Here is a 14378-nt window from a genome sequence, read left to right on the forward strand (position 1 = left end):
CCTGCCCCCTCAGCGCAGGCCGTAGCGCAACCCGACCCAGATCGTCCGCGGCGTGGCGCGCTCGACGATATTCGCGCCGCTGATCCCCGCCTCGACACGCGCATCGAACAGGTTCTCGCCGCGCAGCTCGGCGACCAGCGCGCGCGTGATCGGCAGCGCGGCATAGCCATCGAGCGTCGTCGCCGGATCCAACACGCGGCTGTTCTGGTCGTCGTCATATTGCCGGCCGATCCGCCGCACGGTCAGCGACAGCGCGGCGGCATCGCGCCGCCAGTCGACCGTCCCCGACACCTGGTCGCGCGGCGTCTGCGCCGGGCGAAGGCCATCGAGCGCAGCGGTGAGCCCGGACCCCTCGACCGTCGAATTGGTGTGCGACCACGATGCCTGCACGCCGAACGGCCCCGCATCGGGGCGATACGCCGCGTCGAGTTCGAACCCGTGCGCGCGGATCGCATCGAGATTCTGGCGGACCCGGTAGGTCGTCACCCCCGGCAGGATCTGCGGCGGGCTGGTCGTCGTGACGTTGGCGATCGCATCCTTGAGCCGGTTGTAGAAATAGGTCGCGGCGATCGTCACCCCCGGCGCGGGCGTCAGCGTGACGCCAGCCTCGATCCCCGTCAGCCGCTCGGGCGACAGCAGCGCGTTCGCCGCGGTCGCGTCGTTGCCGACACGGAACGGGCGGTACAGCTCGTTGAGCGTCGGCAACCGCCAGCCGCGATAGCCGGCGGCGCGCAGCGTGATCGACTCCACCGGCTGATACGCCACGCCCGCCCGGCCGGTCGTCTCATGGCCATCGCGGTCCGCATAGCGCAGGTTGGTCAGCGCCGCACCGCCCGCCAGCGGCCGTTCGGACAGATAGCCGCCATCGATCGACCACCAGTCGATCCGCCCGCCGAGGCTGAGCGTGACGTCGCCCGCCACCAGGCTGGCATCGGCGAACGCGCCCGTCGTCGTCGTGCCGCCACCGGCCTCGCGCCGTCGCGTCGGTGCCGCGTTCACGAAGGTATAGAGCTCCTGCGTCTTGCCGCTGACGTCGCGGATATCCGCGCCCAGCCGTAGCGTGATGCTTTCGCCCAGCGGCGGCAGGATCTCGATCCGCCCGCCGAGCCCGGTGGCGGGCGTGTTATACTGGTTCAGCGACTGGATCGCGGTGGTGCGCACGGCATTGATGCTGTTGAAGCTGCTCGCAAAGGCGCGCGTCTGCAGATACGCCAGCGCGGAATAGCCCCAGCGCCCGCGCCCGATCAGCCGGACGCTCGCATCGGCGCCCTCGCTGGTGTTCGCGGTGAAGTCGCTCCCGCGATCGCGGCGATCGGTGAACGCGCTCGCATTCATCTGCACCTCGGTCGTCGCGCCGATCCCGACGACGGTCCGGAGCGCGCCCGAGGCCTGCTCGTACGGCGCCGGGCGATCGACGATCCCGCGGCTCTGCGCGACGGTCGGCGTGAACCCGTCGCCGCGCGCATAGGCCCCCGACACGGTCGCGAACCCCGATCCGCGCACTAAGGCCGCCGAGCCCTGCGCGTCGACCGAATCGCGGCTGCCATAGGCGATGCTGGCCTGGACCGGCGCCAACTGCTCGGGCGTCGCGCTTTCGAGTTCGACCGTCCCGGCCAGCGCGCCCGGCCCCTGATAGCCGCTGCCACCGCCCCGCGTGACCCGGATGCGCCCGAGCCGCCCCGTCGCATAGGCCGGAAACGCCACCCAGCCGCCGAACGGATCCGCCTGCGGCACGCCGTCGAAGATCAGCAGCGCTCGGCTCGACGCATTGCCGCCGATGCCGCGGAGCGAAATGCCCTGGCTGGTCGGGTTGGCGCTGCGCGAGTCGGACCGGCGGAACTGCTGCAAGCCGGCAACGTCGGCGAGCACGCTCTCCAGCCGGTTGCTCGCATTGGCCTGGATCCGCGCGCGATCGATCGTGACGACAGCATAGGCACGATCGCCGCGCGCGTCGGCCAGCCCCCGCCCGGTCACGACGATCTCGCGCGCGACGGCGTTTTCAGGGGCAGAGGCTGCGGGCTGTTCGGCGGACTGGGCGACGGCAGCGCTGGAAGACAGAAGGGCGGCAGCGGAGAGCGAGAAGCGGATCATCGCCGCGCCATGCCAGCTTTTCACGATACCGGAAGCCCCAAAGCCCCGGACAGCAAAAAGCCCCGCTAACCAAATGGCTAGCGGGGCTTTCTATGGTGGGCGTGGCAAGGATTGAACTTGCGACCCCTGCGATGTCAACACAGTGCTCTACCACTGAGCTACACGCCCGCCGGAGCGCTCCACTAGCCGCGGTTATCGCGGGGTGCAAGCGTTCAATGCATGCCGGTTGCATTATCCATCTCGAACAGCCGATCCACCTCGGCGACGAGGTCGCGCAGATGGAAGGGTTTCGACAGGACACGGGCTTGCGGCATCGCGCGCCCGGCCTTCAGCGTGACCGCCGCAAAGCCGGTGATGAACATGACGCGCAGATCGCGGCACATCTCGCCCGCCTTCTGCGCGAGTTCGATCCCGTCCATCTCGGGCATCACGATATCGGTGAGCAACAGGTCGAACGTCTGCGTCTCGAGCAGCGGAATCGCCGCCGTCCCCCGATCGACCGCGGTGACGGCATAGCCCGAGCGTTCAAGCGCCCGCGTCAGATACTCGCGCATGACCTGATCATCCTCGGCCAGCAGAATTCGCAACATCGATCTAAAGTCCTGTTTGCACGCGTGCTTTGACGCGCGGTCCTAGCCGCAAATTGGTTAACATTTCCAGGTCCATTGCCCGTCCCGGTCGGCCGGTTTAGCGTGGTCGCCATGCCGCTGTCCCCCTTCGATCGTCTGCCGCCTGCCGACCAACGGGACGCCGCGCCGCCGACCAGCCCGGTGGTGATATCGGTGCCGCATGCCGGGCGCGACTATCCGCTTTCGCTAAAAACCGCGTTGCGCGTGCCGCTGGCGGCGTTGCTGCCGCTCGAGGATCGGCTGGTCGATGCGGTGGCACGCAGCGCGCGGACGGACCAGGCGACGATCATCCAGCGGCGTGCGCGCGCCTGGATCGATCTCAACCGCGCGGAAGACGAGCGCGATCCGCTGATCGACGAGGGCGCGCGCGGGGTCGCGCCGGTCCAGCAATCCGCCAAGCTGCGCAGCGGCCTGGGGCTGGTGCCGCGCCGCGTATCGGGGGCGGGCGACCTGTGGGCGCGGCGATTCACCGATGCCGAAGTCACCGCGCGGATCGTCGCCGACCACCGCCCCTATCACGCGGCGGTCGCGGCGGCGTTGCAGGCCGCGCAGGCGCGATTCGGCGTCGCGGTGCTGCTCGACCTGCATTCGATGCCGCCGCTCGGGCCGGGCGGTACGCGGATCGTGCTCGGCGACCGGTTCGGCCATGCCGCCGCGCCGCGGTTCGTCGATCGCGCCGAGCGCGCCTGTACCGAGCACGGCTTTTCGGTGGCGCGCAACACGCCCTATGCGGGCGGGCATATCCTCGAACGCCATGCCCGCCCCGACAGCGGTATCCACGCGATCCAGCTCGAACTCGATCGCACCGTCTATCTCGATCGCAAGCTCCACGCGCCCGGCGCGGGGTTCGCGCGGGTCGTCGACCTGGTCCAGGCGATCCTCGCCGCGCTGGCGGACGAGGCGCTCTCGACACCGCTGGCCGCTGCCGCGGAATAGACGGGCCGGATCACCCGGCCAGCGCGTCGAGCAGCGCCTCGATCTGTGCGGCGCGCTCGACCGGATCGGCGACCGCGCACTTCAAGATCCAGCGGCCGTTCTTCTCGACCAGCTCGTCAAGCGGCGCCTCGGCGCGGCGATCGTGCGGCGTGAACGCGATCGCCGCAGGGCCGGCGTCGATCCGCCGGATTCCCGCGGCACAGGCACGCAACCGGATCCGTGCGAGCAACAGCAGCTGTCGCGCCGAATCGGGGATCGTGCCGAAGCGATCCTCGAGCTCGGCCTCGAACCGGTCGAGCGCCACGACGTCCTCGAGCCGTGCCAGCCGGCCGTACAGCGACAGGCGAACCTCCTCCTCCGGAATCCAGGCTTCGGGCAGCGTGCCGCCGAGCTCGAGATGGAGGTCGGGCACCCAGTCGTCGACCTGTTCGCCGCGCGCCAGCCGCAGCGCGCGGCCGAACAGGTGCTGGTACAGGTCGATCCCGATCAGCTTCATGTGCCCGGCCTGCGCCTCCCCGACGAGATCGCCCGCGCCGCGCAGGTCGAGATCGCGCGCGCTGATCGCGAAGCCCGCGCCGAGCCGGTCGAATGCCTGCAACGTCCGCAGCCTCTTGAGCGTCGCCTCGGCGATCGTCGCGTCGCCGTCGGTGAGCAGCATCACCTGCCCGCGGCGCCCGCCGCGCCCGACCCGGCCGCGCAACTGATGCAGCTGCGACAGGCCGAACCGGTCGGCATGGTGGACGATCATCGTGTTCGCGCGCGGGACGTCTAGCCCCGCCTCGATGATGTTGGTGGCGAGCAGCACGTCGCCATCGCCCGCGGCGAACCCGACCATCGCCTCGTCGATCTCGGCGGCGGGCATCTTGCCATGCGCCTGGACGATGCCGAGTTCGGGGACGAGCTTGGCGAGCCGGGCGGCCAGCGGCGCCATGTCGTCGATCCGCGGGACCACGACGAAGCTCTGGCCGCCGCGTGCACGCTCGCGCCGCAATGCCGCGCGGACGGTGGCATCGTCGAACGCCGCGACCGCGGTACGGATCGGCTGGCGACGCGCGGGCGGGGTCGCGATCACCGACATGCCCTGGAGCCCGATCATCGCCGATTGCAGCGTCCGCGGGATCGGCGTGGCGCTGAGCGTCAGGACGTGCCCCGCCCCCAGCGCGTGCAGCCTGGCCTTGTCCGCGGTGCCGAACCGCTGCTCCTCGTCGATCACGACCAGTGCCAGATCCTTGTACGCCACACCCTTGCCCGCGATCGCGCCGGTGCCGATGACGACGCCGATCGATCCGTCCGCAAGCCCGGCCTTCACGCGCGTCTTTTCGGCGGTGCTCGACAGGCGCGACAGACCGGCGACGGCAACGCCGGTCCCCTCGAACCGCCGCGTGAACGTCTCGATATGCTGGCGGACGAGGACCGTCGTCGGCGCGGTGATCGCGACCTGACGCCCCGCCAGCGCGACCGCGGCGGCGGCGCGGAGCGCGATCTCGGTCTTGCCGTAGCCGACGTCGCCGATCACGAGCCGGTCCATCGGCTTGCCGCTCGCCAGATCGGCCAGCGTGGTCGTGATCGCGCGCGCCTGGTCGGGCGTTTCGGTGAAGGCGAACCCGGCGGCGAACCGCTCATAGGCCACCCGGTCGGGGATGATCGGGTCGGTCGTCTGCGCCGCGCGCTCGGCGGCGATCGCCGCGAGATCGCGCGCGCTGTCGGCGATCGCCGCGTCGATCGCGCCGCGCCGCTTCTGCCACGACGCGCCGTCGAGCGTGTCGAGCGTCACCGCGTCGGCGTCCGCGCCATAGCGCCAGATCCGGTCGGCCTCGGCGACGGGGACGAGCCGGCGGCCTTCCTTGGCGTAGCACAGGATGATCGCGTCGCCGCCGGTATCCGGCAGGGTTTCGAGTCCACGGACGATGCCGATCCCGAACTCCTCGTGCACGACGACGTCGCCGCAGCGCAGCTCGCTCGAAAGACCCGTGAGCGCGCCCGCGCCGCTCGCGGCGATCTCGTCGCCGCGCGCGCGGCCGCCGAGCAGGTCTGCACCCGCGACGACGGTGACGCCAGAGCTCGCAAAGCCGCGATCGATCGGTGCGACCAGCATCATCGCCGTGCCGAGCCTGGCCGCGACGACCTCCGACCAGCGCTTGACGGGCACGAGATCGATCTTCGCCCGCCGCTCGAGCCGCGGCTGGAGAAAGCGCAGGTCGCGCGGCGAGCCGACCAGCACGAGACGCGAATCGGCCAGCACGTCCTTGGCGAGCTTGGCGAACCCTCGCGCGGGATCGCGCTGTTCGACGAAGCGGGGCGACGGCGTGGCATCCGGCGCGATCGCGACGACGTCGCGCTTGGCGACCGCGGCATCCCAGGACCGGGTCGCGACCAGATCGGCGCTGGCCTTGCGACGCGGCAGGCCATCGGCGGCGATCGCCATGAACCGTGCGCGACGGCGATCGACGCCGGGATCGAACGCGATCGCCGCATCGGCGAGATGCGCGAGGAGCGCGACGCCCTTCTCGACCAGCGGCTCGGTCGCGCGCCCGACCTCGACACAGGCGATGTCGGCGGAGCCGAGCTGCGAAACGGGATCATAGTCGCGCAGCGCAGTGATCCGTCCGTCGGCGAATTCGATGCGGACCGGGGTCTCGCGGTCCGCAGGAAAGATGTCGATCACGTTGCCGCGCACCGCGATCTCACCGGGCTCGTCGATCCGGTCGTCGACGATATAGCCGATCTCCGCCGCTGCCGCCGCGAACGCCTCGATGTCGAGCGTATCGCCGACCTCGAGCCGGGGTGGCGCCGCATCGAACGATGCCGGTTCGGGATAGCGCACCGCGGTCGCCTCAGCCGTAGTCACCAGCAGGACCGGTCCGGTTTCATGCGTGGTCGCATGCCGCACGCGACGCAGTGCCGCGACGCGTAGCCCGACATTGGCGGGCGAGGCCGGCGCGTCGTCGCCCGGCAACGCATCGCTCGACGGCAGCTGGATCACCACCGCATCGGGCACGAGCGCGGCGGCGATCGCCGCGATGTCGGTCGCGCGCCGGTCGTCCAGCGCGACATAGACCAGACTTCCTTGCGCGAGCCGGTCGGCGATCGCCACCGCGACCGATTCGGGAGGCGCTGCCTCGATAGTGCCGGTGTCGGTCTCGGCCTGAGCGCTAATCTGAAGCACACGCATTCCTCTCGCTGGTCGGGGCTGAACGAGGGGGTTCGGTGTCTGTTCCTGCGGCGCTATCCTCGATCAGTGCGTTTCGGCCGAATGCGTTTTGCCGGAGCGGACGACTCGGTGGAGGCTGGACATGGTTGTTTTATCGTATAATTCGGAGGGCGTACGCCGTTGCGTCGCGACGGGAGCAAGGTGGCGACCATGACGTCTTTCATCGCAGTCGACTGGGGCACCTCCAACCGACGCGCGTTCCGGATCGAGGACGGCCAGGTGGTCGCGTCCGAACGCGACGATCGCGGCGCGGCGAGCGTCGCCGCGGCGGACTATCCCGCCGAGGTCGCGGGGATCCGCCAGCGGCTCGGCGACTTGCCGATGCTGCTCGCCGGGATGGTCGGATCGAACATCGGCTGGCGCAGCGTTCCCTATGTCGCCGCGCCCGCGGGTCTTGCCGACATCGCCGCTGCGCTAGACCAGATCGACGACCGCACCGCGATCGTGCCGGGGCTGTCGTACCGCGACGGGGTGCATGCAGACGTCATGCGCGGCGAGGAAGTCCAGCTGCTCGGCGCGGTCGCGGCCGGGCTCGTGCCCGCGGAGGCGCTGCTGTGCCAGCCCGGCACGCACTGCAAATGGGCGACGGTCGAGCGCGGCGCGATCACGCGCTTCACCACCGCGATGACCGGCGAGCTGTTTGCGCTGCTCCGCACGCACGGCGTCCTCGCCCGACAGCTCGGCCACCCGGTCGAGCCGGGGGCGGCGTTCCTCGCCGGCGTCGCGGAGGGGGCGAAACGCGATCTCGCCGCGAGCCTGTTCGCGATCCGCGCGCGCGGCGTGCTCGGGCTTGCCGACGATGCGGATGCGGCCTCGTTCGCGAGCGGGTTGCTGATCGGCGCGGATACCGCCGCGCGGATCGAGTCCGGCACGACGGTCCATATTCTCGCCGACCCAGCGCTCGGCGCACTCTATGCCGGGGCGATCGATGCACTCGGCGGCACGTCGCACGCTATCGACAGCCAGGCCGCGTTCGTGGCCGGCATCACGCGCATCAAGGATCTTGCCGCATGACTTTCACGACGCCCCACCGCCAGGCCTTTGACGACGCGTTCGCGCGCTGCCCGCTGATCGCGATCCTGCGCGGCGTGACGCCCGACGAGGTGGAGCCGATCGGCGACGCGCTGGTCGAGGCCGGGTTCACGATCCTCGAAGTGCCGATGAACTCGCCCGATCCGCTCGACAGCATCGCCCGCCTGGCGCGCCGGCTCGAAGGCCGCGCCGTCGTCGGGGCGGGCACCGTGCTGCGAGTCGAGGACGTCGCGGCGGTCGGCGCGGCGGGCGGCACGCTGATCATCGCGCCCAACGCGAACGTGCAGGTGATCGCGGCGGCGGCCGAGCGCGGCTATGTCGCGCTGCCTGGCATCGCCACGCCGACCGAGGCGTTCGCGGCGCTCGACGCGGGCGCCGCCGCGCTGAAGCTGTTCCCCGCCGAAGCCGCCAGCCCGGCCGTGTTGAAGGCGATGCGCGCCGTCCTCCCCAAGGGCACGCGCGTGCTGCCGGTCGGCGGAATCGTGCCCGAGGTCATGGCCGAGTGGCGCAAGGCAGGCGCGGCAGGCTTCGGCCTCGGCTCTGCGCTCTATGCGCCGGGCATGACCGCGGCAGAGGTCGGCGCGCGCGCCGCGCGGTTCATCGCGACGTTGCAGGCAGGCTAACCGCGCGGTCGCGCCGCACTATCGTCTTCGCGCCGCGTAGCGGTTAGGGCGGCGCGATGATGTTCGCCGACCAGCACCGAGACCTTGCCACGCTGACCGCCGCCGACCGGTACCGATCGCTCCGCCCGCGCGCAGGCGTCGATTTCGCGTCGAACGACTACCTCGGGCTCGCCGGATCGGACCGACTGCGCGGCGCGATGGCCGAGGCGTTGGCGCGCGGCGTGCCGGTCGGTTCGGGCGGCTCGCGGTTGCTGCGCGGCAATGCGCCCGAGCACGAGGCGCTGGAGGCGGCGGCCGCGCGGTTCTTCGGGACCGAGGCGGCGCTGTTCTTCGCCAGCGGGTATGTCGCCAACACGATACTGTTCGCGACGCTGCCGCAGCGTGCCGACCTGATCGTCCATGACGCGCTGATCCATGCAAGCGCACACGAGGGCATGCGGCTGACCCGCGCCACCTGCGTGCGCGCGGCGCATAACGATGCCGGCGCGGTCGAGGATGCGATCGCCACATGGCGCAGCGCGGGCGGCACGGGGCAGGTCTGGATCGCGGTCGAGAGTCTCTACAGCATGGACGGCGACCGCGCGCCGCTCGGCGATCTCGCGCGCGTGGCCGATCGCCACGACGCGATCCTGCTGATCGACGAGGCGCATGCGACCGGGGTGTTCGGTACGGACGGCCGCGGGCTGGCCGAAGGACTCGACGGACGCGAGAACGTCATCACCCTGCGCACCTGCGGCAAGGCGCTGGGCTGCGAGGGTGCACTGTTGTGCGGGCCCGCGGTGATGCGGGACTTCATCGTCAATCGCGGGCGCGGCTTCATCTTTTCGACCGCGCCGTCGCCGCTGATGGCGCTGGCGGTGGACGAGGCGTTGCGGATCGTCGCGGACGAGCCGGGGCGGCGCGAGCGGTTGTGGGACCTCGTCGCGACCGCCGCGCGCGTGCTCGCGCCACACGGCGTCGCGGCGACGGGGTCGCAGATCCTGCCGCTCGTCCTCGGCGACGCCGCGCGGACGATGCGCGTCGCCGACGCGATCCAGCGCGCCGGGTTCGACGTGCGGGGGATACGCCCGCCGACCGTGCCCGAGGGCGGATCGCGGCTGCGGATATCGCTGACGCTCAACGCGACCGTCGCGGATATCGAGGCACTGGGAGTGATCATGGGAGAGGCGCTGCAATGACGATCATCGTCACCGGGACGGACACCGACATCGGCAAGACGGTCTTCGCCGCCGGCCTGACCGCCGCGCTTGGCGCGCGCTACTGGAAGCCGGTGCAGGCGGGGCTGGCGGACGGCAGCGATGCGGCGTCGGTCGTGACGCTCGGCGTGCCCGCGGACCGCGTTCTGCCCGAAGCGTATCGGCTGACGACGCCGTGTTCGCCACATCTCGCGGCCGAGATCGATGGCGTGACGATCGAGCCGGACCGGCTTGCGCTACCCGAGGTCGACGGCGCTCTGGTGGTCGAGGGCGCTGGCGGCGTGATGGTGCCCGTCACCCGCGAGCTGATCTTCGCGGACCTGTTCGCGCGCTGGGGCAAGCCGGTCGTGCTCGTCGCGCGGACCGGGCTCGGCACGATCAACCACAGCCTGTTGTCGATCGAGGCGCTGCGCAACCGCGGCGTGCCGATCCTCGGCATCGCGTTCGTCGGCGACGCGGTCGAGGATAGCGAGGCGACGATCGCCACGCTCGGCAAGGTCCGCCGGCTCGGCCGCCTGCCCCGCCTCGATCCGCTGGACGCGGCGACGCTGGCCGAGGCGTTCGCCGCGGCCTTCGACCTGGAGGCGTTCCGGTGAGCGACTCCCCCGTCTGGCACCCCTTCACGCAGCACGGCCTGCGCGAGCCGATCCCGCTCGTCACGCATGCCGAGGGCGCCGCGCTCTACACATCGGATGGCCGGCGGATCGTCGATGCGATCTCGTCCTGGTGGGTCACCACGCATGGCCATGCCAACCCGACGATCATGGCGGCGATCGCCGAGCAGGCGGGCACGCTCGACCAGATCATCTTCGCCGGCTGGACGCACCAGCCCGCCGAGGACCTCGCGCGCGGGCTGACCGCGATCATGCCGCCCGAGCTGACGCGCGTGTTCTTCTCGGACTCAGGGTCGACCAGCGTCGAGTGCGCGCTGAAGATGGCGCTCGGCTATTGGCTCGATCGCGGCGAGGATCGCCACCGCATCCTCGTGCTCGAGCACAGCTATCATGGCGACACGATCGGCGCGATGTCGGTCGGCGCGCGCGGCGTCTTCAACCGCGCCTACGCGCCGCTGCTGTTCGACGTCGGGACGATCCCCTTCCCCGCCGCCGGGCGCGAGCAGGCGACACTCGACGCACTGGAGGCGGCGTGTGCCGCGCATCCGGCCGCGTTCATCGTCGAGCCGTTGCTGCTCGGCGCGGGCGGGATGCACATCTATCCGCCGCACCTGCTGGCCGAGATGCGGCGGATCTGTGCCGCGCACGACGTGCTGTTCATCGCCGACGAGGTGATGACCGGCTGGGGCCGCACGGGCACGTTGCTCGCCTGCGAACAGGCAGGCGTGGTGCCCGATATCCTGTGCCTGTCGAAGGGGCTGACCGGCGGCGCGATCCCGCTCGCGGTGACGATGGCGACCGAGGCGATCTACCAGGCGCATTACGGCACCGACCGCGCGCGGATGTTCTTCCACTCGTCGAGCTATACCGCCAACCCGATCGCCTGCGCCGCCGCCAATGCGAACCTCGCGATCTGGCGCGACGAGCCGGTGCGCGACCGGATCGCCGATCTCGCCGCCCGTCAGGCCACGCGGCTGGAGGCACTTGCCCGGCATCCGCGCATCGCCAATGCGCGGCAGATCGGCACGATCACCGCGGTCGAACTGCGCGGCGAGGACGGGTATCTCTCGCAGATCGGCCCGCGCCTGCTCGCCTTTTTCGGCGCGCGCGACCTGCTGCTCCGGCCGCTCGGCAACACCGTCTACGTCATGCCACCCTACTGCATCGACGATGCCGATCTCGACCGGATCTATGCTGCGATCGGCGAGGCGTGCGACCGGCTCGGACACGGATCCTGACCTGGATGCTGCAGTGCAGCAACAAATAGGCTAGGGCGTGCGTTGATACGCTATCGCGGCCCCCACGGCCTGTGGTGAAAGGCCCCTAGTCTTGAGAAACATCGCCGATACCATCGCACGCATGGCCCGCGCAGGTGCGCCCGCAAGCGCGCATGATGGGCCGAGCCGCCTCGTCGCGCTGACCGCGTTCGGGACGAATCCGGGCGCGCTGCTCGGCCATGTCCATGTGCCCAAGACCCTGCCGGCCGGCGCGCCGCTGGTCGTGGTGCTGCACGGCTGCACGCAAACCGCGGCGAGCTATGACCACGGATCGGGCTGGTCGCGGCTGGCCGACCGCGCGGGGTTCGCGGTGCTGTATCCCGAGCAGACGCACGCGAACAATCCCAACCGCTGCTTCAACTGGTTCGCCTCCGAGGACACCGCGCAGGCGGGCGGCGAGGCGGAATCGATCGCGCAGATGACCGAGACGATGATCGCCCGCCACGGCCTCGACCGGGGCCGCGTCTACGTCACCGGCCTGTCCGCGGGTGGTGCGATGACGCTGGCGATGCTCGCGACCCGGCCCGACCTGTTCGCGGGCGGCGCGGTGATCGGTGGGCTCGCTTATGGCACCGCGACCGGCGTGTCGCAGGCGTTCGACCGGATGCGCGGGCATGGCGACACCAGCGATGCCGCGCTGGTCGACGCGGTCCGCAGCGGATCGCGCGGGCATGACGGGCGCTGGCCGACCCTGGCGATCTGGCATGGCGGGGCGGACGCGACGGTGAGCGTCTCGAACGCAGACACGATCGCCCGGCAGTGGCGCGGCATCCACGGCGTCGACGCGAAAGCGGTGCGCGTGGAACGCCAGGGAACCGCGGTGCACCGGATCTGGTCGGACGCACAGGGGCGCGACGTGGTCGAGGACTGGACCGTGCCGGGGATGGGCCATGGCACGCCGATCGATCCGTCGCGGGGCGAACGGCTGGGCGCCGCGGGGCCGTATATGCTCGACGTCGGGATTTCGAGCACCGCGATCATCGCCCGGTCCTGGGGTTTGATTGCCGAGACCGACGCCGCCGTCGCGGCCAAGCCGGCGGCGGTCGGCCGCGTTGCGAAGATCGCGATTCCCGTGGCTCCCAAGCCCGCGGCGAAGCCTCGCGCGGCGGCGCCGGCGGGGATCCAGGCGACGATCGAGCACGCGCTCCGCGCCGCCGGGTTGATGCGGTAGGGCGGCATAGCGGCGTCGCGGTCTTCAGTTCGCACTCCCCCCTTCCGTCATCCTGACGAAAGTCAGGATGACGGAGTGGTGGTGGCGGGGTAATCGCCACAAGCACGCGTCGGATCGATCCGCGTCGATCTGTGGGGGAGCATCGGTCGGTGATCGACTTGGGCGAGAACCCGGGTAAAGCCGGCGCATGACCACCCCGCCCCGCCCCTGGCGCACCGAATTCGCGGCGACGCTGACTCTCGCCTGGCCGCTCGTCGCGACCAACCTCGCCCAGGCGCTGGTCGGCGCGACCGACGTCGCGATGCTCGGGCGGCTCGGCCCCGATACGCTGGCGGCGGCGACGCTGGGGCTGAACCTGTACCTCGTCTTCCTGGTCTTCGGCATGGGGCTCACCACCGCCGCGGTGCCGATGATCGCGCGTGAGCGGGGCGCGCGGCCGCATGCGGTGCGCGATATCCGGCGGACCGTGCGCCAGACGATCTGGGTCGCCGCCACGCTGTGCATCCCGTCCTGGATCCTGCTGTGGCAGGCCGAGCCGATCCTCGTCCACCTACTCGATCAGGATCCGGCGCTCGCGCACGAGGCGGCGCGGTTCGTGCGCGCGGTGATGTGGGGGATGTTGCCCAGCCTCGCCTTCCTCGTGCTGCGCGCCTTCGTCGCCGCGCTCGAGCGGCCGGGCTGGTCGCTGGTGGTGATGGTCGGGCTGCTGAGCGTGAACGCCGCGCTCAACTGGATGCTGATCTTTGGCCACGCCGGCCTTCCCTCGCTCGGCCTGCTCGGGTCGGGCATGGCGAGCAGCATCGCCAACGGGCTGAGCTTCGTCGCGATGGCGGTCGTCATCGTCTGCGCAAGGCCGTTCCGCCGTTACCGCCTGCTCGGCCGGTTCTGGCGCCCGGACTGGCCGCGGTACCGCGCGGTGTGGAGGCTCGGGCTGCCGATCGCGATCACGCTCGGGTTCGAATCGACCGTGTTCATCGCCGCGGTATTCCTGATGGGGTTGCTCGGCACCGTCCCGCTGGCCGCGCACGCGATCGCGATCCAGATCGCCAGCGTCACCTTCATGGTCCCGCTCGGCATCGCGCAGGCCGCCACCGTCCGCGTCGGGCTCGCCTCCGGGCGCGGCGACCGCGCCGGGATCGGCCGTGCGGGCTGGGCCGCGTTCGCGATCGGCGAGGGGTTCATGGTGCTGACCGCGCTGCTGCTCGTGCTAGCACCACAACTGCTGATCGGTATCATCCTCGACGTCGACGCGCCCGCCAACGCGCCGGTGGTGGCGCTGGCGATCTCGCTGCTCGCGGTGGCCGCGGTGTTCCAGGTCGTCGACGGCGCGCAGGTGATCGGCGCGGGCATGTTGCGCGGGCTGGGCGATACCACCGTGCCGATGCTGTTCGCGGCGATCGGCTATTGGGGGATCGGTATCGGCGTCGGCGCGTGGCTCGCCTTCGCGCGCGGCTGGGGCGGAGTCGGGATCTGGACCGGGCTGGCGACCGGGCTGGCGGTGGTATCGGTGCTGATGATCGCCCGCTGGCACGCGCGTGAGCGACTTGGGCTCGGCTAAGGCTCGGCTCGGCTCTTTATCCGATATTTGCGATACACAA

At 70.9% G+C, this 14378-nt stretch carries 11 protein-coding genes and 1 tRNA gene; 8 read left to right on the forward strand and 4 right to left on the reverse strand.

Translation table 11 applies throughout. The features are described from left to right. Positions 1-9 precede the first annotated feature (9 nt). The 3 genes from ASE79_RS04120 to cpdR all read right to left on the reverse strand — a co-directional run bounded on the left by ASE79_RS04120 (position 10) and on the right by cpdR (position 2681). Positions 10-2091, reverse strand: a complete 2082-nt coding sequence (locus ASE79_RS04120; RefSeq protein WP_056413357.1) for a TonB-dependent receptor — start codon at positions 2089-2091, stop codon at positions 10-12. Between the two features lie 93 nt (positions 2092-2184). Further along, a tRNA-Val gene (locus tag ASE79_RS04125) sits at positions 2185-2259 on the reverse strand. Positions 2260-2303: 44 nt separating this feature from the next. Beyond that, positions 2304-2681, reverse strand: a complete 378-nt coding sequence (gene cpdR, locus ASE79_RS04130; RefSeq protein ID WP_056412047.1) for a cell cycle two-component system response regulator CpdR — start codon at positions 2679-2681, stop codon at positions 2304-2306. Between the two features lie 111 nt (positions 2682-2792). Between cpdR and ASE79_RS04135 the strand changes: the two genes are divergently transcribed. Next, positions 2793-3656, forward strand: a complete 864-nt coding sequence (locus ASE79_RS04135; protein ID WP_156359507.1) for an N-formylglutamate amidohydrolase — start codon at positions 2793-2795, stop codon at positions 3654-3656. A 10-nt stretch (positions 3657-3666) separates the two neighbouring features. Here the strand turns inward: ASE79_RS04135 and ASE79_RS04140 are convergent, their stop codons facing one another. Continuing rightward, positions 3667-6822 (reverse strand): helicase-related protein, encoded by a 3156-nt coding sequence (locus ASE79_RS04140; protein WP_321163316.1) that lies wholly within the window; start codon positions 6820-6822, stop codon positions 3667-3669. Between the two features lie 195 nt (positions 6823-7017). Here ASE79_RS04140 and ASE79_RS04145 point away from each other — a divergent pair, with 195 nt between their 5' ends. The 7 genes from ASE79_RS04145 to ASE79_RS04175 all read left to right on the forward strand — a co-directional run bounded on the left by ASE79_RS04145 (position 7018) and on the right by ASE79_RS04175 (position 14338). After that, positions 7018-7881, forward strand: coding sequence for a 2-dehydro-3-deoxygalactonokinase (locus ASE79_RS04145; protein ID WP_056413365.1), 864 nt, complete (start codon positions 7018-7020; stop codon positions 7879-7881). Beyond that, positions 7878-8522, forward strand: a complete 645-nt coding sequence (locus tag ASE79_RS04150; protein WP_056412050.1) for a 2-dehydro-3-deoxy-6-phosphogalactonate aldolase — start codon at positions 7878-7880, stop codon at positions 8520-8522. Before ASE79_RS04145 ends, ASE79_RS04150 begins: the two co-directional genes overlap by 4 nt. Positions 8523-8578: 56 nt before the next feature. Beyond that, the gene (locus ASE79_RS04155; protein WP_056412053.1) at positions 8579-9700 is read left to right on the forward strand and encodes an 8-amino-7-oxononanoate synthase; all 1122 of its coding nucleotides are present in this window, start codon (positions 8579-8581) and stop codon (positions 9698-9700) included. Continuing rightward, a complete protein-coding gene (gene bioD, locus ASE79_RS04160) occupies positions 9697-10314 on the forward strand; it encodes a dethiobiotin synthase (RefSeq protein WP_056412055.1) in 618 nt (205 codons plus the stop codon). The genes ASE79_RS04155 and bioD overlap by 4 nt, the downstream gene beginning before the upstream one ends. Further along, on the forward strand, positions 10311-11570 hold the full coding sequence (locus tag ASE79_RS04165; protein ID WP_056412058.1) for an adenosylmethionine--8-amino-7-oxononanoate transaminase: 1260 nt from the start codon (positions 10311-10313) through the stop codon (positions 11568-11570). The genes bioD and ASE79_RS04165 overlap by 4 nt, the downstream gene beginning before the upstream one ends. Positions 11571-11691: 121 nt before the next feature. After that, entirely contained in the window at positions 11692-12780 is a 1089-nt protein-coding gene (locus ASE79_RS04170; RefSeq protein WP_235516737.1) for an alpha/beta hydrolase family esterase, read from the forward strand. Positions 12781-12967: 187 nt separating this feature from the next. Continuing rightward, positions 12968-14338 carry an MATE family efflux transporter gene (locus ASE79_RS04175; RefSeq protein WP_056412065.1) on the forward strand — a complete coding sequence of 457 codons (1371 nt, stop codon included), beginning with the start codon at positions 12968-12970 and terminating at the stop codon, positions 14336-14338. The last annotated feature ends 40 nt before the right edge of the window (positions 14339-14378 follow it).

It is taken from the genome of Sphingomonas sp. Leaf28 (assembly GCF_001421685.1).
Lineage (GTDB): Bacteria > Pseudomonadota > Alphaproteobacteria > Sphingomonadales > Sphingomonadaceae > Sphingomonas > Sphingomonas aurantiaca.